We start from the raw sequence: 21,379 nt of genomic DNA, 5'->3' as shown, positions 1-21,379 counted from the left end.
TTCCCTGAGAAAGTTAATAAGTGAGTGGAGTTTAAAATGACCATACTACTATCTTGTTATTTTTTTGTTTTAGGTTTACTTTTAGGTTCGTTTTTTAATGTCGTAGGTATGAGAGTGCCTGCAAAAGAATCAATTATTTTTCCAGGCTCATACTGCCCTAATTGTAAAACCCCATTAAAGGGAAGAGATCTCATTCCAGTGCTAAGCTTTTTAATTTCACGTGCTAAATGCAGGTATTGCCAAGTGTCGGTTTCGTGGTTATATCCACTCGGAGAGACTGTTACAGGATTATTATTTCTCTGGGTTTACTTACGGTTTGGTTTGACACTAGAAGGTCTAAATGCTTTGATACTAGTCAGTTTAGTTGTCATAATCTCAATCTCTGATTTGAAGTATATGTTGATTCCGAATAAAATTCTGCTTTATTTTTCACCCGTTATTTTACTAACAAGTTTGGGCTTTCCCTTACATACGATATGGAGTTATTTGTTAGGTGCAATTGTAGGAGGGGGAATTATCCTGCTAATAATCATTCTAACTCGTGGTGGAATGGGAATGGGCGATGCTAAACTGTTTTTTTTATGTGGTTGGTTTATAGGTTTCCCTTATATTTTATTAGCCTTATTTATTGCTTCTTTATTAGGGACATTAATAGGTGGCATTCTGTTGCTATTGAAAGTTGTAAAACGAAAACAACCCATTCCATTCGGACCCTTTCTAGCATTAGGGACATTAATTGCATTTGGTTATGGTTCGGATATTGTTGATATTTATCTTTCTATATTTGAAAATGGGATGTGATTTTTGAATGTTTGGCATAGGTTCTAAACGAATAGGTATTACACTGGATCAAACTGGCGTGCGGTATGTCATCTTGAAAAAGAAGGACAAATCCTGGGTGGTTGACATTAACGGCTTTCTTCCTATCCAAGAAGGAACCATTGTTGAGGATCAAATTGTTGATGTCCTTTCATTAAATAACCAACTCAAAGCTTGGGTGAAAAAAGAAGGCTTGAATGGAGCGATAGCAACTATCTCTGTTCCAACCTCACAGATAATAATTCGCAGAATGAATGTATCGACAATTAACCCTAAAGAGGTAGGGCAGTTGGTTGATTTGGAGGTCGAGACGACGCTTCATTTGCCATTTGAGGATCCGATATATGATTATGTCAAAGTAGGAACTGATGAAGTAAGTACCCAGCTATTTATTTATGCAGCACCTAAAAAATTAATTAATACCTATGTGAAGCTAATGCAGGACGCAGGAATTAAAGTGAATTCTGCTGAATTATCAGCAACTGCGCTAGCAAGAGCCATTGCGTTACAGCAGGATGAATCTTTTTCTGACACGATGTTAATTAGCATGGATGAAAAACTATTAGAGATCTATATGTTTCATGATGGTTATCCAATTTTCATGAGAGATATGTCCTTGGAAGAAAATGATGAAGATAGTATTAAAGGTGAATTATCTGTTGAGCAAGTGAGTGAAGTCACAGCTGAAATTTCACGCATGCTGAACTTCTATCAGTACAGCATTTATGAGGGTGCAAGTCGGATTACACGGATTATCCTTACTGGATCTACCGAAGGTAAACAGCAACTGCATAATGGTCTTAAACAATCACTGCCAGATACTATGGATATTCAGACCATTAATTTCACATCGGAATTAGGCAATAAAACGGTTGATGAATATCGTGTAGCAATGGGTTTGGCATTATATGAGAATAATGAATCCAGTATAAGTCTAATCCCTAGAATTAGTAGAGAAGATCAATTGTTTCCACTTATTATTAGCATTATGTTAATTATTTGGATTCTAGGTGCAGGGACTTTGGGCTATTTCTATTATAATAATCTAATCGATAGAAATGCCAATGATGAGATTCTTGTTACTAAGAATCAACAAAAAACTATTTTGGAGTCACAGTTTAAAACTGAGAGTAATGGTCCTTCAGGTGGCCAAACAAATCCAGAGGCTGCTATTGCAGAAATTCAGGCAAACAAACAGAATGTTGCAGCTCAATTAAAAGAAATTAACGATAATCTTCCTCCAGGAGCTTTAATCCGCAGGATTTCTTATACTAATCTCCAAATTACTTTGACAGTGAATTTTAATAACATTGAAGATAGTTCAAAATATTTATTTGACCTACGTGCATCAGCTTTAGTTAATACAGCAAATCTCCAATCCATTTCTGAAAGTGGAAACGCAATTGTTATCAATGGTCAGTCCAGTTTAAACACTCCCTCCGAAAATGTAGCTAATCAATACACTGGTAATTTTGAAGTTAAATTTAAGAATTTAAAAAAGGAGTGAGCAAAATTGGGAAATGTCCGTAAAAATCGTTCTTTACTGCTGTTTTGCGTCATTATCCTTTTTGTAGGTTTATTAGCTTTTTACTACCTCGGATTTGAGTCATCGAAAAAAGAACTTGAAACTCAGGATTCAGATATTAAAAGCTTAAATCAACAAATCACAATACTAACGAAAAAAGCAAATGAGAAAAAAGCAGCACTTGCTAGTTTTCCTGAAAAAGAAGTTCAGGCAGCATTGCCATTATGGGATAACACAGAACAATTAACAATTGATCTTAGTAAAACGAGTGAAAAAACTAATGTTGATATGAATAATCTGACTTATTCCTTAAATGATGTTAATCAATTGCAGGTACTTTTTGGTAGCGAAACACCTGTGCTTCCTAGTGTAAAAGAAGTAAAGATATCATTAGTCTTGAATGGAACTTATAATCAAATAGCTGATTGGCTTAACGAGGTTCAAATGCTGCCTAGATTGATTACAATCGAAGGATTCAATTTGGAAAAGCCTTTAGCAGATCATATTACTGAGAACAAAATTTCAGCAAATCTATCTATTACTTCTTATTACGACCCATCCTACAAAGATCTAGTCAAAGATATCCTAGAACCAACCTTTAACAATTAGAACTTTCCCGGGTAATAGCAGGATAAGCTAAAAATTTACTTTATTCGATATTCATTAATTATGAGCTCGCCATCTAAAAAATGGCGGGCTTTTTCCTTTTTTTATGTGAAATTTCTGGAAAAAGTTGACGTAATAACTAAATAAGTTTAACTTTAATGTTAGTGTGTAGGATATTTTCCAATATTATCTTGGAGGAAAGGAGCAGCAAACCCATGCTTACGTTTTATATCATTTGTTTCTGGGTTGGGTTGATTTTGACTTTAATCACCACAATATTTGGCGGGAATGGCGGCCATTCATTGAATTTAGAAGTCGATATGGATAGTGGCGACTCAGGTCAGGGAGGTCACGGGCATTCTCCGATTAATTTTACAACGATTCTAGCATTCTTAACAGGCTTTGGTGGAACGGGTTATATTCTATTAAAATATAATGGGTTGAGTGGGATTCTAATCCTACTTATAGCCGCAGGGATTGGTTTAGTTATTGCGGCCGCCTTATTCATGTTCTTATCTAAGGTGCTTATGCGAGATGAGCATCTGATGAAATTGGAAAACTATCAAATCGAAGGCACATTAGGTACGGTGACAACAGCAATTCCGCTACATGGTACTGGGGAACTGAAATACATCTTAGGTGGCACAACACGTTCGATAGGCGTGAAGGAGCAAAATGGGCAGGAAATCAGCCGTGGGACCAAGGTAGTTATTGTTGGAATGGAGAAAGGGATTGCGATTGTAACTCCTTTTGAAGAACTAGACTAGGTCGAAGATTCATTATCATAACTAATAGGAGTGGAAGCTGTGTTTATACTATATGTGGTTGGAGCTATTGTAGTCGTTGTGATTTTGCTATTTTCAAGTTTGATAAGTTCATATAAGAAGGTTCCTCCTAATGAAGCATTGATTGTTTATGGGTTGGGCGGTAAAAGAATTGTTCAAGGTGGTGGATTATTCGTCATTCCTGGCCTTCAGAATTCGAAAACCATTTCTATGATGCTCATGAGCTTTGATGTTGTTCCTCAGCAATCGATGTTCTCTAAACAAGGAATTGCCTTATCTATAGAAGCAGTTGCTCAAATTAAAATCAAAAGTGACCCAACCGCGATTCTTACAGCAAGTGAGCAGTTCTTGGACCGTCCAGATAATGAGCGGCAAAATATTATTCTACATAGCATCGAAGGTCATCTTCGAGGGATTGTTGGTCAGCTAGAGGTTTCGCAAATCCTTAAAAATCCAGAAGAAATTAACAGTAAAATGCGTGAAACATGCTCAGAGGATCTGGATAAAATGGGTTTGGAGGTCGTTAGCTTTACGATTAAACAAGTCATGGATAAGCTGGGCTACATTGAAAATTTAGGTGTTCCAGAGATTGAGAAGGTTAAGAAGGAAGCCGCTATCTCACGTGCAGAGAATGAACGCGATGTGGCGATTAATAAATCAGAAGCGGATAAATCAGCGGCAATTGCTCAAGCGAACGCACATCAATTACGAATTGAAGCAGAATCTGCGTCAAAGACTAAAGAAGCTGAATATCAAATGGGGCTTGATATCAAGCAAGCTGAATATAAGCAGGAAGTTGAAACTAAACGAGCTCATGCCGATTTGGCATACGAGCTACAGCAGAATAAGCTGCAACAAACATTGATCACTGAGAAGGTCCGCATCAATCAAATGGAATCCGAAGCAACCTCTAAGGTTCGTCAAATTGAAATTGAACTGAAGCAAAAGGAATTGGAAGCAACCGTCATTAAACCAGCTGAAGCAGATAAGCAAAGAGTAATGCTAAGAGCAGAAGCGGAGAAGGCCCAAACGATCCTTCAGGCGGAGGCACAAGCGGAATCAACGATTAAACGCGGGCAAGCGGATGCGGCAGCAGAATTAGCAAAAGGTAAGGCGCAGGCAGAGGTTATTCAGTTAGCAGGGTTTGCAGAAGCGGCAGCTTTAGAGAAGAAAGCGGAAGCTTATAAGCAATATACTCAAGCAGCGATTGTAGTTGAGATGCTTCGCATATTACCTGAATTAGCAGAACGCATCGCGCAGCCACTCTCCAATGTTGATAAAATAACGGTAATTTCACAGGACGGAGCAACTTCAGGTATTAATAAGATAACAGCTGATATTACGAAAATTATGTCCCAGGTGCCTGAGATCACTCAAACGCTAACCGGTTATCCATTAATGGATATTATCAAAAATGTATTGCATGGCACTGATAAGGCAGATATGCAAGTACCACCAGCAGTTTCAGTTCCGTATCTGAATAAAGATGAAGTTTAACTCTTAAACATTTGTCGCACTCGTACAGCTTATCTAGCTGATATGAGTGCGACATTTTTTTGATTATAGGTTCTACTCCTGAAATATTTTCTTATTAGATAAAAAAAGTTTAAGTAATTGCCCTAAAATTATACCTAGAAAGCAAAATAAGATTGGAAGCCAAACTGGTCCCCACAAAACTCCGAAAATAGTAAAGGTATTAGAGTAAATAACACCAACTGTTAACATATAGGCTGAGCTAACATAAGGAAGGAATGATAAGGAAGGTAAGTCCCCTTGAGCACCTTTAACTGCATCCCAAATGGCAAACATATAGACACATGGATAGAACATCAGCCATCCGTAATCAGTTAACCGGATAGCTTCATGAATTTCTCCATGGAAGCTGAGCATGATGATTTGATTAAAATTCGAATGGAGATTTATTAAAAATTCTAAAAAAATCAATAATAATCCTTTGATGTAGTTTTTATTTAAGAGCTGCCCAAAACCAGGTAAGGCAATACTCCAAAGCAACTTTTCAAATTGGTCCTTAGACATTTCCAAAGGCAAGTTCTTCTTTATGTTGGGTTCCCATTAGTATCCTCCGTGTAAAATATTGTATAGTCTTATCTTTCCTTATAAATCGTTTATCTATTCAAAAAGTGAGTATATTATCACCAATATAGGTAATTCTAAATCCAATGTTTAAAAAATAGATCAAACAAACGGAGTGATTCTGACAATGGCAACGTCAACCATAAAAACAGAACATATAATTAAATTTACTGCCGCAGAAATAGCAAATTTGTGGTCGAGTTATTTTAATGATACTTTAGCAGTTTGTACTATCACTCATTTTTTGGCGCATATTCAGGATAAGGAAATCGAAACGGTGCTTAATATGGCTCTAGATCATTCAAATACACATATTGGAAAATTAAAATCATTTTTCAATGAAGAAAAGCTTACAGTACCAGAAGCTTTCTCCATTGTAAATGATGTTTATCCAGATGCTCCTCGTTTGTTTACCGATGACTTTTACCTTTTCTACATTCAAAATATTGGAAAGCTTGGTTTAGCAACTTATACATTAGCACTGAGTAATTCAGCAAGGCTTGATATGTGTGAATATTTTACAGAATGCTTGAACGAATCTTCAGCTTTATTCAATAAAGCAACAGAAATTCTTTTAAAGAAAGGTTCATTTTCCAGAGCACCTTTTATTCCAGATAAAGAGAAAGTTCAGTTTATCGAGAAACAAAGCTATTTAGGGGAGTTATTGGGTAAGCCAAGACCATTGAACGTTATTGAAATATCAAATATTTACTTTAATTTAATCCAGAATCAATTAGGTAAAACCTTGTTAATCGGATTTAGTCAAGTTGCTAAATCGACCAAAGTACGGGAATACATGATTAGGGGAAGAGAGATTTCAGATAAGCATGTTAGAGTGTTCTGTGACATTCTAGATAAAGAATTTCTTCCTTCAGCCGGCTCATGGGACTCTCTAGCCACAGATTCAACAAGTGCAACCTTTTCAGACAAACTTATGATGATGCATGTTACTATGTTAAACTCAGCAGGTATTGGTCATTATGGGATGAGTATTGGTACTTCCGCCAGAAAAGATATTGGAGCTGACTTCCTTCGTTTAATGCTAGAAATTGTCGCATTTTCAGAGGACGGTGCAAACCTGATGATCGAAAATAGCTGGTTGGAACAAATACCGCAAGCCATGGATAGAGATAAATTAGCAGAGAACAGGGACTAGGACAGAGACTATCCATACGAACGTATGTATGATATTATGAGGATATCAAACAAGCGTTCGGAGGCTGCTATGAATCGTCTGACAGGTAAAATTTCTTCGATGGCGGAGATGATTGATTGGATCAAACAGACTCCAGACCTGATGAGCCAAGTAACATACTGGCATACAATTAAACCGCGGGACGCGAAGATGGCACCATTTCCAATAGGACTCCATAACGGTGTCATCCAAGCTTTACGTGATAAAGGTATTGATGGTTTATATACACATCAAGCCGCATCATATGATGCTGTTATGCAAGGCAATCATATCGTCACCGTTACACCTACTGCTTCTGGAAAAACCATGTGTTACAACTTACCAGTCCTGCAAGGGATTTTAAATGATGATAGCTCACGTGCATTATATCTTTTTCCAACTAAAGCGCTAGCCCAAGATCAGGTTGCTGAGCTGCATGAAATGGTAAAAGGAATCGGCGCGGACATTAAATCAAATACTTACGATGGCGATACTCCTCCTAGTGTTCGACAAGCGATCCGAAATGCAGGTCATATTGTGGTCACGAACCCGGATATGCTTCATTCAGCAATTTTGCCGCATCACACCAAATGGGTTAAGCTTTTCGAGAATTTAAAATTTGTGGTAATTGATGAGTTACATACATATCGGGGTGTTTTTGGCAGTCATGTAGCAAATGTAATCCGTCGGCTTAAGCGGATTTGCAGCTTTTATGGATCGACACCACAATTCATTTGTGCATCGGCAACCATTGAGAATCCGTTAGAGCACGCAGAACGACTAATTGGTGAAAAGGCAACACTAATTGATAATAATGGCGCTCCAGCCGGAGAAAAGCATTTTGTATTCTATAATCCGCCAGTTGTGAATGAGCAGTTGGGTATTCGTAAAAGCAGTGTATTGGAAACACGTAAATTAGCGGGTCATTTGTTGCGTAATGGCATTCAAACGATTGTTTTTGCACGCAGTCGCGTAAGAATGGAATTACTGCTCACATATCTGCAGGATTTAGTAAAGCATGAGCTAGGAGTGAAATCTATTCGTGGTTATCGAGGTGGTTATTTACCTAAGCTGCGACGTGAGATTGAACGTGGGCTGCGAAGTGGAGAGATACGTGGGGTTGTTAGTACAAACGCTTTAGAGCTCGGTATTGACATTGGACAGCTTCAAGCCTGTGTTTTGAACGGCTACCCAGGTACAATCGCCAGTACTTGGCAGCAATCGGGCAGAGCAGGGAGAAGACAAGAGAGCTCAATTACTTTTCTTGTCGCTAGCAGTAACCCGCTGGATCAATATATTATTCAGAATCCGAATTATTTTTTTGAGCGGCCACCGGAAAGAGCCTTAATCCATCCTGATAATTTAATTATTCTCGTTGATCATATTAAATGTGCGGCTTACGAGCTGCCTTTTGAGCATGGTGAGCCTTTTGGCGGGGAGACTTTGATAGAGATACTAGAGTTTCTTACAGAGCAGCAAATTCTGCATCATGCTAATAATCGTTGGCACTGGATGGATCAAAGCTTTCCTGCTCATGATATTTCGTTAAGATCTGCGGCTCAAGAGAATTTTGTTATTATCGACATCACCTCCAATGAGCATCGTGTACTTGGTGAAGTGGATCGTTTTAGCGCACCGACTATGATTCATGAAGAGGCTATTTATATTCATGAAGGTACTCAATTTCAAGTAGAGAAGCTAGACTATGAGGAAAAGAAAGCTTATGTGCGCGAGGTTAATGTCGACTATTACACGGATGCAAGTATGGCCATTCAGCTTAAAGTATTGCATGTGCTTGTAGAAGAAGAATCCAATGGATTAGTTAGACAATTCGGAGACGTAACGATTAATGCTATTCCGACTATTTTTAAGAAAATACGACTGCGTACCCATGAGAATATCGGTTCTGGACCGATAAGATTACCAGAGGAAGAGCTTCATACTAGCGCTTATTGGTTTACTTTTAACGAAGAGATTTCTGCAGGCAAAAGCCAGAATGATTTACAATTTGCTTTGCTGGGAATTGCCAATGTTTTGGTGCATATCGCTCCACTTTATTTAATGTGTGACCCATACGATATCCGTGTAGTCCCGCAGGTTAAAGCGGTGCATAATCAAAAACCAACTGTATTCTTCTATGATCGTTATCCAGGTGGTGTTGGACTAAGTGAGCGCCTTTATGAGGTTCATGATACCCTCCTACTACAAGCGCAGCAGCTTATCCAACATTGCAGCTGTCTAAGCGGTTGTCCGGCCTGTGTGGGACCTATTGAAGAAGTTGGTTTGTTAGGCAAGCAGCTTTCCATTGATTTATTGCAAAGGCTGGTGGTAAGTTCATGAGTTTATTGCAGGAACGCTTGAATCGTTTCAGAAAAACACTGGCAAACCTTGCTCAAAAAGAAGAGCTTATGGAGGTTGATTCGGAGCTACCTAAGCAAAGCAATTCATTGGATTGGGAAGACCTAGATGTAACCACTATAACTAATGATGCAGGTTCTTTTCTGATTCGCAAACGAATCTTTCCTTTACAGCACCAGCATGGCCAATATCAGTTAGGAGTGCTGCTAGATTTTGCACAAGAGCTAAGGGTGTTCCATCCCGATGTAGAAGTTAGCTGGGAGCAGCTTTTGTTTTTTGATACGGAAACAACCGGCTTGGGAGTCGGTGCGGGGAATGTGCCCTTTATGATTGGAATTGGGTATTATGAGCAAGATCAATTCGTCACGGAGCAATTTTTTATTCGTAATCCTGCCGAGGAACTGGCTATGCTGCGATATTTTAATGAGTGCTTACTGCGATTCAGTCATGTTGTATCCTATAATGGCCGTACCTTTGATTGGCCCATTGTGCAGAATCGTTATATCATGAATCGGATGAAATTATCAAATCCGAATCTGCTGCAGTTAGATTTCTTATATGTTTCACGCAGCTTTTGGCGTAATACATTGCCATCCTGCAGACTCAGTAAGGTAGAAGAAGAGCGGCTTGGTTTTTCGAGATTAGATGATGTTCCAGGCTCAATGGCACCTACCTTGTATTTTCAATATTTGGCTGAAAAGCACCCGAGTATTATGTCTGGTGTTTTTGTGCATAACGAGCATGATATCCTATCATTAGCTAGTTTAGCGATTCATTTCTGCTTGGCTTTGCTTGGAAAGTTAGATTATAAGGCGATGGAAGCGGAAGAGTTATTCCGAATTGGGCTTTGGTTAGATAAAATGGGCAAATTAGATTTGGCTGAGAGTGCTTTTACAGTTTTAATGGAGAGACCCGCCGAATTATCCAGTACACACTGGTTATTGCTTGCGGCCTACTATAAGAAAAAGGGACAAGAGCAATTGGCAGTGAAGCTTTGGAGTGATTATATTGCCTTGGAGCGTAATGAACTGGCATTTGCCTCCGTAGATCCTTATATTGAGCTAGCCATGTACTACGAACACCGAGTTAAAGATTATCAGACAGCTTTGAATCTGACGGAAAAAGCTTTTCAGCATGCTTGGAAGCAGGCGTCCTTCCTGAGGATGTCGATGCAGCGCGCATCTTCGAAAGAGTCCAAATCCAAACAGCAGCTATTATGTGATCAGATCCAGAAAAGATTAGACCGCTTACGCAAAAAAATATAAGCCCGTTACATTTACTTAAAAATAGTTTACAATATTCAAAAAAGAGTTGAGGTGCTACGTTGATTGATTTAAGTCATGTGAATTTTATACGAGAAGAACGTACCATTCTAAATGATGTGAATTTACACATGAACCCTGGTGAGAATTGGATGATCCTCGGCAAGAATGGCTCAGGCAAAACAACGATTCTAGAAATGATAAATGGCTATACTTTTCCTAGCTCCGGTCATATTACAGTATTAGATCAATTATATGGAACGGTCGATGTAAGAGAGATGCGTAAAAGCATTGGTTATATCAGCCAAACCTTGTTTGAAAAGCTTAGCTTGACTGATCCTGTCTGGGAAGTAGTTGCAACTGGTGAATATAGTTATTTGCGCTTCTATGAAGATATTCCTCAGGAAGTAATTGATAAAGCACACTCCAAGCTTGAGAGTGTTCAATTGGCTCATTTAAGTGAACAGTTATTGGGCTCCTTGTCTCAGGGTGAGCGTAAGAAAGTCATGTTAGCTCGCGCGTTAATGTCACAGCCTCGTATTCTAATTATGGACGAGCCTTGTGCTGGTTTAGATTTATATGAACGTGAGAAGCTATTGGATAATATTAATGATCTTCGCAAGCAAGATATTATGATTGTCTATGTTACCCACCATACGGAAGAAATCATGCCGTTATTCACGCATGTTGCGTTAATAGATGAGGGTCAAATCATTGCATCAGGCCTTAAAAGAGATGTACTAACTGCGGATAATCTCTATCGGATTTTTCAAATCCCACTGCAAATCAATTGGGTGGATGATCGTCCTTGGATTCAGGTTATTGGATCATTTAATAAATAAAGCAACTCAAATAATAATTAATTTCATGAATGTTTAATGGCGTTAATTAAATAAGTGTGGATTTTATGATCATTTCCTCCTATACTAAGCTACAAATATTGGGATTTGTAGATGAAGGAGGGAATTCATTTGACTTTGTATCGCTCACAATTGAAAATTGGAGCTCTTTTTGAAAACCGCTATTCGATTATTTCACGCTTAGGTGAAGGTGGAATGGGTGCGGTTTTTTTGGCGAACGATCATAAGCTAGCAGGTAAACAGTGGGCAATTAAAGAATCATTATGGCATGCAAGCCAACCTCAAGGATTTGCTGATGAAGCAGCGATGCTGGTAAAGCTTAATCATCCATTTTTGCCTAAAATTATTGACTTTTATCCTCCAGACTCTCAAGGCTTTAGTTATTTAGTCATGGATTACATTAATGGGCAGACGCTGCAAAATCTCTTTGAAGCTCGTAAGTCGCTGACAGTTGAGCTAGTTATTCGTTATGCTAAACAGCTTTGTCAGGTATTTGATTATTTGCATAAATTTAAACCTAAATCGATCATATTCCGTGATCTGAAGCCTTCAAATGTAATGATTGATCAACAAAACAATGTATGCTTAATTGATTTTGGGATAGCCCGGAGCTATACTTTTGAACGAAGCTCAGATACGGTTCAGCTTGGTACCGTAGGTTTTGCCGCTCCTGAGCAATATGAGCTGCAACAAACGGATGCAAGATCAGATCTTTATACTCTAGGTGCGCTGCTATTTTATTTATTGAATAATGGGCAGCATTACTCTTTTCAAGCTAAGCAATTACAGAAGCTGACAGAGCGGATTCCAGAGAAACTGATTTGGATAATAACTAAATTACTCAAAATAAATCCCGATGAACGTTTTCAAGAGGCTTCACATGTTTTGGCTGAGCTGGAGCAAATATACGAAGTCAGTCCTGTTGAGCTTCCCCCTAAAAAAGTTGTTAATTATCCACTTTCTTCAATTCCGCGTAAGCTGATTATCGTTGGAAGCTTGTATCCAGGTGCAGGTTCGACGTTCGTTTCACTAGCGCTTGCTCGAGTATTGAATCATTATGCCGTTCCACATGCATTGGTTGAATCGGTACATAATCAACCTGAATTATTTACTTTGTTTTATGGAGAAAAGCATGCTCCGCAAGGCTATCGTTACAGCGCAGACAAGGTCTACAGCGCAACAGGTGAGAAGTCACCGATATGGAATAAGGATTATACGGAGCTGCATCCACTGCCACCAAATGGCTTTAACCAAGCTTGGAACAAAGAGTTAAGCTATAAGCTTTTGTATTTCATAGATCAACCTGTTGTCATTATCGATGTTTCTCATCATTGGGAGGATCCGACCGTAATGGAGTTGTGCAGGCAGGCAAACGAAATTCTGGTCGTTGCAGCCCCATCCTTAGCCAAACTAAATTCACCAAGAGTGCACACACAAGTAGAGATTATTAAAGAGTTACAAGATGCAGGGCTATCCATTCATTGTGTGGCGAATCGTGTAATTGCCTTCCCAGCACAAAAAGAATGGCTTTCAACACTTCCTTTTCGTACAATGTGCGTAATGCCAGAATTTGATTATGCTTCCATACTGCTGTCCGAATGGGGAGGCAAGCTTTTTGCAGATCAGGAAGAATCTATTCAAATTATTACCAAATGTATGAAATCATTATGCACAAAAATAGTACCTCTAGATTTTCAAGCTCCAAGTAAGTATATAAAAAAGCATGCTTTAACACGTTGGTTCAAATAAATTCCAATTTAGGGTTGTATTAATTTGAGAATCTAGTATAATCAAAATTAAATTTAATCATTCATACGGAAGCACCGTATACGTTAGGTTAACCACCTGCGTTTACGCGTGCTTTTTTTGTTGTCTATTTTAACGAAATGGAGGTGATTAGCTTGTTAAAAGCACGTTTTAATCGATTGAATCTAGTTATCACTGTTATTTCACTAGTATTAATTATCAGTGGCTTGTTGCAAATATTTGGTTGGATGGGGGTGTGAACATGGATTCATTAATTATTGTTTTTTTAGATGATGATCGAGCCTATTTAGAAATGATTTCAAGCTATATTCATGATTCGAGCTATCATACAAAAATCCAGTTAAAAACCTTTACACAAAGAATTGCGCTGGATGCTTATCTCGAAACAGCAAGTAAATTCGATTTGTTGGTGATTCAAGCGGATAGTTTTGATTCTCAGTTAAAAGCTCGCATTCAAGGTTCATGTTTCGTATTGCTTGGAGAGAGTAACACAGATGCAACTAATCATGAGGTAACATTCTTAAATAAATATCAGCCTTTGAATTTGCTTCTGGATCGGTTGCTGGATATATATGCAAATTATTATACAAAAGCTTTGGATGTATCACAGACCACTCAGATAATTTCGGTATATTCCGCTGTTGGCGGTACGGGTAAGACAACAGTTGCCGCTAATTTGGCTAAGCTTCTCGCGTTTCTTGACCATAAAGTGTTTTATCTTAATCTAGAGCTTTTTCCCTCCGTTTCGATGTTTCCTGATGGAGATAATAAGCGAAATTTTGAACAATTATTATACTATGTGCAAGTAAAAACGGAGCAGTTGTTTACTAAATTAGAGTCATTGAAGAATTATGATCCGCTTACAAAAGTTGATTATTTTGAGCCAACTAGAAGTCCAATTGATATGGAAGAAATGACAGGCAATACAGTGGAAACTATTATAAAAGCCTTAGCTTTGCAAGGTAATTATGACTATATCATTATTGATTTGGATAACTCTTTGCATGAGAGAATAATTCGCGCACTAACTCTAAGCAACCAAATTATCTGGTTGGTATTGGATGATCTTAATTCGATTCATAAATCTATGGCTGTAAGGAAGGAATTTAGTGTGAGGTTTTCTGGAAGCTCCTTTCATTGGATGGATAAAATTCATTATGTACTGAACAAATTCACAGGAAAGTTTAGTAATGACTTCTCAGCTCAAGGCATTCAATTATCAGGTCAATTACCCTATGTACCTCAATGGAAATCCGTGTTTAAAGTTGAACAGTTAATGAGCGAAAATGCTTTCCACGGCCATCTCTTACAGTGGTTTTATAGTGTAAATGAGCTGAGTAAGGTATGAATGACCAGGTCTATGAAACGATTAAAAACCTAGTGCTTGAACAATTAAAAGAATCGATTGATCTGTCTAATCAACAATTGATGGAGTTGATCGAAGAGATCATGTTTCAAGCTTCACGAGATCAGTATTTATCAGTAGTGCATAAAGAAAAACTGGTCAAGCAGCTGTATTATTCATTTCGTGGATTGGATGTACTTCAGCCATTAATTGATGATAAAACCATTTCTGAGATTATGATTAATCGCCATGATGAAATCTTTATTGAACAAAATGGCAATGTTACACGCTATGATGGGAAGTTCGAGAGTGAGCAGAAGCTAGCAGATATCATTCAATCGATCGTAGCCAAAGTAAATCGAATTGTAAATGAAAGCACGCCGATAGTAGATGCCAGGCTAATGGATGGATCGCGTGTCAATATTGTTTTACCGCCAATTGCTTTAAAGGGACCCACCATGACCATCCGTAAATTCCCTGAAAATCCTATGACGATGGGGGATTTAATTGAAAAAGGTGCCTTATCCGAGGATATTGCGGATTTGCTTCAACAGCTAGTTTTCACAAAGCATAATATTTTTATTAGCGGCGGTACTGGATCTGGTAAAACGACATTTCTTAATGCACTTACAGATTATATTCCTCAAGATGAACGGATTATCACTATTGAGGATACGGCAGAGCTCAGAATTACTCATTTGCCCAATCTAGTTAGCTTGGAAACTAGAAATACAAATACAGAAGGTAAAGGAGGTATCTCGATTCGCAGCTTAATTCATACTTCTTTACGAATGAGACCTAATCGAATTATTATCGGAGAGGTTCGTGGAGCAGAGGCTCTCGATATGCTGCAGGCAATGAATACGGGCCATGAGGGTTCGATTTCAACGGGTCACTCTAATAATACTTTTGATATGCTTAGCCGGCTCGAAACGATGATTTTAAGTGGAAATGCTTTACCCATAGAAGTGATTCGTAATCAAATTGCTTCTGCGGTAGATATTATGATTCATTTATCAAGAATGCGAGACCACTCTAGAAAAGTAACCGAAATCCATGAAGTTATTGGCCTAAAAAATAATGAAGTCCAGTTAAATCCACTTTTTGTATTTGTTGAGGATGATGAAAGCACACCAGTAAAAGTAATTGGAAAGCTTCGTACAACAGGTAATAAGCTTGTAAATAAACTCAAATTTACCCAAGCAGGTTTAAATGTGGAAAGGTGGTGAAGAAATGTTTGGTATTGTTATTGCGGTTATATTGGGGATAGGCTGCTGGGGAATAAGCTACATAATACAACCTCTGAAAAATTATATAAACCGTGGTTCTCCACCCAAAACACAAGAAACAACACAGTCAAAAGCATTAATTGATTATTCGGTATATGAACTATCTAGCAATGAGAAAGCAGCGACACTTTTAGTTTCAGCAGCAGTAATTTTTATGGTTGCGTTTATATTCTATAAAGATATTCTGATCGCTTTTCTATGCTCCACAAGTTGCTTTTACTTCCTGCGACTGCGACGAAGTCAATTGCTGTTACGACGTAAAGCTGAGCTAAATGATCAATTTAAGCAAGCTCTGTTTTCATTATCTTCATCTTTATCAGCTGGGCGCTCTTTTGAAAATTCAATTGTCGAAACGGTGCAGGATTTACAAATGCTGTATGCGAATCCACAAACCTACATCATTGTTGAGTTTAATATTATTGTTCTGAAGCTGCGAAATGGCGAAAATGTTGAAGCAGCATTAAAGCAATTTAGTGAACGTGCTGATATGGATGATATTCGTAATTTTTCAGATGTTTTGACAATTTGCAAACGTTCAGGCGGCAACTTAGTTGAAGTCATCCGCAGAACTGCATCAATGATCGGCGAGAAGATCGAGCTGCAGCAAGATATTAGTTTTTTGGTCGCTCAAAAACGTTTTGAATCGAGAATTTTGAGCTTCGCACCGTTAGTCATTGTTGCGCTATTAAACTTTAGCTCGCCGGATTACATGCTTCCTTTGTATGAAGGAATAGTTGGGCATTCCATTATGACTCTTGCTTTAGTTCTGTTATTTCTATGTTTTACGTTGACTAATAAAATAATGAATATTCAGGTGCAATCACGATGAAGTCTAAACTGCATGAATGGATAACTAGATTATTGCCAGTTACTCTTTATATGATGGAGCGTCTTCGGCTTATCGAACGATACCCTTTGCATGTGGCCAAGCTGCATCTTAAGTGGGTTAATTACAAGAGTGGAAATCAATCCATGGAGCATACGAAGCTATTTATCGCGCAAATAATTACGTACATGTGGGTCTCATTGCTTTCATTTACTTTTCTGGGATTGGTCATTGATGTCATTTTTTTTAGCTGTGGCGCTATTATATTGCTGCTGATTCCAGTTGGGATTATTCAAAATTTAAACCAAAAACTGAAAATTAAAAAACGTCTAATGCTGATCGAATTAACGGAGTTTCTTAATAAATTAACCTTATTAGTAGACGCCGGTGAGACAGTGCAGAAAGCAATCAAACAATGTGTTGAACAGAAAAAGCAGCAAGTGATCACGGTAGAAACAAGCCCACTCTATTTTGAGTTAAATCAAATGGTAATTGCCCTGAATAATAATCGCTCTTTCCAACACGTCATGGAAGAGTTCAACAAACGCTGCAATGTCCAGGAAATATCCATTTTCACCACAACTGTTCTACTAAATTATCGCAGAGGAGGTTTGGAATTTGTTTATGCCTTACGGGAGTTATCCAGATTGGTTTGGGATAAACGTTTAGCACTAACCAAAACACTTGGAGAGGAGGCTTCAGCCAAGCTAGTTTTTCCGATGGTACTTATTTTCTTCATTGTGATGGTAATTGTCGCAGCACCAGCAATTTTATTAATGAATGCAAATGGATAATAGGGGGATTAATTAATGATTAAACAAAAGCTATTGCAATTCTGGAATGAGGAAGATGGGATAGGAACACTGGAAATATTACTAATTCTAGCTGTTATTGTAATAATTGCAATTGCATTTCGTAAATGGATTCTAAAATGGGTTAAGGATTTATTCAGTGGAGCAGATGCAGAGCTTAAATCTCCAACTATGAACAGTAATGATTTATTACCGAGCAATACTCCATAGAAGGGGGAATCGTCATCCATAAGTGGCTAAGAAATGAAGAGGGAAGCTTTACAATTGAGGCTTCCCTTGTATATCCTATTGTCTTCTTATGCACAGTCGCTTTGCTGTTCTTTAGCCTTTGGAGCTTTGAAAAAGCTTATTTGCAGCAAATGGCGGCATTAGCAGCGGACAGAATTGCATTCAACTGGGGCAATTCCAATAAAGATTTGGTGACAGGCGCATATGATATTCATCAAAATGATGGGTTATATTATCGTGTAAATAATGATAGTTTAACCCAATCCAGTTCAGTCTTGATTCCGAATCTAATATCATCTACAGCAATGTCAGGACCTAGCCGCAAATTACAAAAGGCTGCTACTCATTTCCCTAAAGGATTAACAGGCATACTGACATACAGAAATCGATTGATTGAACGAAAAGTGGAGGTGCAGCTTTCACGAATGATTACTCCTTTGCCTTTTTTAGTGCAATGGTTTGGTAAATCAAAAGCTTTAACAGTAAGCTCAAGTTCAGGTGTCACAGAACCTGTTGAATTTATTCGCAATACAGAATTAATGATCACTTATTTACCTTTAATTAAACAAAGTATGACTGATAAAGCTGCAGCAGATGCGATTCACGATACATTACCAGAGGTTAATTTGGATTTATTGATATCCTCTGAGGCAGAGGCAAGCAGTTATATCCGAGAATTAGTTCACGGACATAGTGTTGTTATAGAAACAGATGTTACTGGTGAATCTCGTAAGATAGATGCGCTAGATCCTGATGGAATAGCTCATGAGGCTAAATATACAGTGAATAATCAACAAGCCCATCAAGAAATTCTTAAAGATGTAGAGCTAATTCAAAAAGGTCTAATTAAAGGCGCCGTTTGGCATTTCTTCAAGATTCAGAAAACCGGACAGAATGGGCTTACACCCGCTCTACGTAAAGATTTAGAAGATCATGGCATCATTGTAGTTGTTCATAGTTGAAAGGAGCTTTGTTTTGAAATATCGCCAATTGAAACGTTTCTTTGTATCCAATAAAGGCTCAGTCTCGATCTATTTGATAGTGATAATTGTTCCAATTTTTATATTCCATGCTGTTTTTATTGATTATGCACGAGTAAAGCTAGCAGAACGAGAATCTGAGATGGCAGTAAAATCCGGATTACGTTCTGTATTAGCAGGTTTTGATCTAGCTCTACAACCTTATGGCATATATGCTTTAAAAGATGAGCCTTTGCAAGCTAATCAGCTATTCGGAGAAATGATTAAACAAAATCTAACCCCTGAGTACAAAGGAAGCTATCTCCAGCTGTTGGATGAACGTTTAAAGGAGAATAACTACTCACTGAAATCTGTCTATTCTATTGCTAACCAAACTGTCTTTCATCAACAAGTCCTCGAAGAAATGAAGTATCTAGCTCCCTTACAATACACACTTGAACTAGTTAACAAATTCAAGAAAACAGAAACTACCACTCAATTAAGCGAGTCCAAGCAGTTTATTGAAAATGCAGATGTATTAGAAAAATTGTTAGAAGAGCGGAATGATAAGCTTGATGACGCTTGGTCAAAAGCTTCTGATTTTCTAAATCAAACAGAAGCTAATATTGTAGAATTGGACAAAAAAGTAATTAACATCACTAATGATAATAAGAACGAGATTAAGTCTAGTGCCGAACAATTATACACCAATTTATCAGATGATTTTAAAGATAGTTTGGCTGTTTTAGACGAAGCAGAAGAGGAAAATAGACAGCTAAATAACGAAAAAAACCGCTTAACAGCTGCTTCTGGAACGGGGGATTCGAGTAATGAGATATTTAATCAACTTTTAATTTATGACATTAATTACTTTTCATTATACAGAACTGAATTAAGTAAAACACTAGCTGGTTATCATGGATTAATAACTAAATTGGACAATATACCAACATCCGCTTCAAACTATAGTGATGTATATAAACAAGATAAAGCTGTTTTAATCCAGCAAATTCAGAGCTTCAGACAAAAACAGGGGAATATAGAAAATCAACGCCAGCAAACTCATACAGAAACAAAGCTTAAAAAATCCGAACAAAAAAATAAGCTGAATCAAGCACTTTCAGCAGCGAAAAATACTAATCAAAGCTGCAGTATTATAGGTGCAGATCCTTATAAACCACAATATCAAATGCTTAAAGGTGACTCAACAATTGGATCTATAGGGCTTTACGATAAATATCAGAATTATAATGTGAATTCAAATTTGATCAATCCTAATGAACAAGTTTTTGAACTGGAGTCAGATGAGGTTACACGTAAAAGCTCAATGAATTGGATCGATCAATTCTCAAGTAAAGCAGCTGATTTTCGAGATGAATTATACCTTAATGAATATGCTTTAAATAAATTTAGCTATCGAACCTTGAAAAGCGACTCACCAATAGCAAATCGTTCACTAAAAAACCAAGAGGTTGAATATATTTTGTATGGCTTGAGCTCTTGTTCAGCAAATTATTCTGCAGCTTATGGAGAAATGTTTGTGATGTTCTTGGCCATTCGAACGATGGAGGCTTTACTAAAGCCACAAAATAAATTATTTAGTATCGGATCACCATTATTGGTGTTTTTGGCGGCAGCTGCAGAAGGAGCTCTTGAAGCATTAAGTGATATGAATCAGCTTCTAAAAGGTGAGTCAGTTGCCATTATTAAGAAATCACCAAATCTAACTATAGATTATAAACAGCTTCTCAGGATCTTTTTGCTGCTTCATCATAATGAAGGTCGAATGATGTCACGGATGCAAGCTTTAATAGAATTGGAAACTGCCGAGCCATTAGAGAAAAAAGCCACCTATATCCAGGGGTCTGCGGTAATATCTCTACGCTTATGGTTCATCCCATCTTTATTAAAATCACTTAATGTTGTGGGAATATCCGATTGTAAAATAATTAAGAATAGCTGTGAAATCCATAAGACTGCGGTGATAGCATATTAAGCGAATTAAACAATTAATATCGAATAAGTCTGGTTCAATAGTAATTGAAGCCTCCTTAATTTTACCGTTTTTTATCAGCTTTATGCTTGTTTTAAACTGCTTTATTCAAATTACATTGGCTCAAATTGCTTTGCAAACCGCAGTTTCCGAAACAACTAAGCAAATTGCAACACATATGTATCCTGTAAAACTCTTGTATATGGAGGCAGAAAGTAAAATAACAGATAGTAAACCGGGTATTATCATTCAACGTGTTTTAGAACAAATCACTGAAGCTCGAAGTAAGTTAACCGACTCTGAAGATATCATGGAGCAATATGCAAGTTACATTCCTCAGCCAATCGTGACATTGCTGGAATTGGAGAAAAAGCACCGGGAGCTTCTAGAGTCAAATAGCAAGGAAATGTCTCAGCAATTATTTGATCCGTTAGTTAATAAAGCCTTTACAGCTTTAGTGCTGCAATTTTCAGATAATCAAATTTTACATTCAGACCACTTGCAAGTAGTTGATGTTAGGCTTCCTAATCTGGCCTCATCATCTTCCGATGCTTTTATCGCGATTGAAGCTCAGTATGATTATAAACTGATGATACCCTTTTTTCATCGCACATTATCCTTAAGAAAACGAGCAATTGAGCGACTTTGGATCGGAAGTTAGTCCGTGAAATGAATAG

At 37.7% G+C, this 21,379-nt stretch carries 19 protein-coding genes; 18 read left to right on the top strand and 1 reads right to left on the bottom strand.

Features of this window, described 5'->3' with window-relative positions:
* Positions 1-36 precede the first annotated feature (36 nt).
* The 5 genes from EHS13_RS18370 (at position 37) to EHS13_RS18350 (ending at position 5,232) form a co-directional block, all read left to right on the top strand.
* A complete protein-coding gene (locus tag EHS13_RS18370) occupies positions 37-801 on the top strand; it encodes a prepilin peptidase (protein ID WP_155701761.1) in 765 nt (254 codons plus the stop codon).
* Positions 802-808: 7 nt separating this feature from the next.
* Positions 809-2,326, top strand: coding sequence for a pilus assembly protein PilM (gene pilM / locus EHS13_RS18365; RefSeq protein WP_155701760.1), 1,518 nt, complete (start codon positions 809-811; stop codon positions 2,324-2,326).
* 6 nt (positions 2,327-2,332) lie between these two features.
* Positions 2,333-2,953 (top strand): type 4a pilus biogenesis protein PilO, encoded by a 621-nt coding sequence (gene pilO, locus EHS13_RS18360; protein WP_155701759.1) that lies wholly within the window; start codon positions 2,333-2,335, stop codon positions 2,951-2,953.
* 212 nt (positions 2,954-3,165) lie between these two features.
* Entirely contained in the window at positions 3,166-3,717 is a 552-nt protein-coding gene (locus EHS13_RS18355; RefSeq protein ID WP_155701758.1) for an NfeD family protein, read from the top strand.
* Between the two features lie 39 nt (positions 3,718-3,756).
* The gene (locus tag EHS13_RS18350) at positions 3,757-5,232 is read left to right on the top strand and encodes a flotillin family protein (RefSeq protein ID WP_155701757.1); all 1,476 of its coding nucleotides are present in this window, start codon (positions 3,757-3,759) and stop codon (positions 5,230-5,232) included.
* Positions 5,233-5,304: 72 nt separating this feature from the next.
* Here EHS13_RS18350 and EHS13_RS18345 read toward each other — a convergent pair whose 3' ends face one another.
* Positions 5,305-5,772: a hypothetical protein gene (locus tag EHS13_RS18345; protein ID WP_155701756.1), complete on the bottom strand. Its 468-nt coding sequence runs from the start codon at positions 5,770-5,772 to the stop codon at positions 5,305-5,307.
* Between the two features lie 184 nt (positions 5,773-5,956).
* On the opposite strand from EHS13_RS18345, the gene EHS13_RS18340 reads away from it, so the two are divergent.
* The 13 genes from EHS13_RS18340 (at position 5,957) to EHS13_RS18280 (ending at position 21,363) form a co-directional block, all read left to right on the top strand.
* On the top strand, positions 5,957-6,985 hold the full coding sequence (locus EHS13_RS18340; protein WP_155701755.1) for a DUF3231 family protein: 1,029 nt from the start codon (positions 5,957-5,959) through the stop codon (positions 6,983-6,985).
* Between the two features lie 69 nt (positions 6,986-7,054).
* Positions 7,055-9,343 carry a DEAD/DEAH box helicase gene (locus EHS13_RS18335; protein WP_155701754.1) on the top strand — a complete coding sequence of 763 codons (2,289 nt, stop codon included), beginning with the start codon at positions 7,055-7,057 and terminating at the stop codon, positions 9,341-9,343.
* Complete coding sequence (locus tag EHS13_RS18330; RefSeq protein ID WP_155701753.1) at positions 9,340-10,626, top strand: ribonuclease H-like domain-containing protein; 1,287 nt, start codon at positions 9,340-9,342, stop codon at positions 10,624-10,626. The genes EHS13_RS18335 and EHS13_RS18330 overlap by 4 nt, the downstream gene beginning before the upstream one ends.
* Positions 10,627-10,685: 59 nt before the next feature.
* Positions 10,686-11,465, top strand: a complete 780-nt coding sequence (locus tag EHS13_RS18325; RefSeq protein ID WP_155701752.1) for an ABC transporter ATP-binding protein — start codon at positions 10,686-10,688, stop codon at positions 11,463-11,465.
* A gap of 129 nt (positions 11,466-11,594) precedes the next feature.
* Positions 11,595-13,232, top strand: coding sequence for a protein kinase domain-containing protein (locus EHS13_RS18320; protein ID WP_162463160.1), 1,638 nt, complete (start codon positions 11,595-11,597; stop codon positions 13,230-13,232).
* A gap of 259 nt (positions 13,233-13,491) precedes the next feature.
* Positions 13,492-14,598, top strand: a complete 1,107-nt coding sequence (locus EHS13_RS18315; RefSeq protein WP_155701750.1) for an AAA family ATPase — start codon at positions 13,492-13,494, stop codon at positions 14,596-14,598.
* Positions 14,595-15,824: a TadA family conjugal transfer-associated ATPase gene (locus EHS13_RS18310; RefSeq protein WP_155701749.1), complete on the top strand. Its 1,230-nt coding sequence runs from the start codon at positions 14,595-14,597 to the stop codon at positions 15,822-15,824. The genes EHS13_RS18315 and EHS13_RS18310 overlap by 4 nt, the downstream gene beginning before the upstream one ends.
* Positions 15,825-15,828: 4 nt before the next feature.
* Positions 15,829-16,713 carry a type II secretion system F family protein gene (locus tag EHS13_RS18305; protein WP_155701748.1) on the top strand — a complete coding sequence of 295 codons (885 nt, stop codon included), beginning with the start codon at positions 15,829-15,831 and terminating at the stop codon, positions 16,711-16,713.
* Complete coding sequence (locus tag EHS13_RS18300; RefSeq protein WP_155701747.1) at positions 16,710-17,504, top strand: type II secretion system F family protein; 795 nt, start codon at positions 16,710-16,712, stop codon at positions 17,502-17,504. Before EHS13_RS18305 ends, EHS13_RS18300 begins: the two co-directional genes overlap by 4 nt.
* 15 nt (positions 17,505-17,519) lie before the next feature.
* A complete protein-coding gene (locus tag EHS13_RS18295) occupies positions 17,520-17,732 on the top strand; it encodes a Flp1 family type IVb pilin (RefSeq protein ID WP_155701746.1) in 213 nt (70 codons plus the stop codon).
* A 101-nt stretch (positions 17,733-17,833) separates the two neighbouring features.
* Positions 17,834-18,712, top strand: a complete 879-nt coding sequence (locus EHS13_RS18290) for a hypothetical protein (RefSeq protein ID WP_155701745.1) — start codon at positions 17,834-17,836, stop codon at positions 18,710-18,712.
* A gap of 13 nt (positions 18,713-18,725) precedes the next feature.
* Entirely contained in the window at positions 18,726-20,705 is a 1,980-nt protein-coding gene (locus tag EHS13_RS18285; protein WP_155701744.1) for a DUF5702 domain-containing protein, read from the top strand.
* Positions 20,706-20,787: 82 nt separating this feature from the next.
* The gene (locus EHS13_RS18280; RefSeq protein WP_155701743.1) at positions 20,788-21,363 is read left to right on the top strand and encodes a hypothetical protein; all 576 of its coding nucleotides are present in this window, start codon (positions 20,788-20,790) and stop codon (positions 21,361-21,363) included.
* Positions 21,364-21,379 lie beyond the last annotated feature (16 nt).

Origin of the sequence: Paenibacillus psychroresistens (assembly GCF_009728935.1) — a bacterium.
GTDB lineage: Bacteria > Bacillota > Bacilli > Paenibacillales > NBRC-103111 > Paenibacillus_AC > Paenibacillus_AC psychroresistens.
The sequence above is the reverse complement of the archived record's forward strand: the minus strand, read 5'-3'. Positions and strand labels throughout refer to the sequence as shown.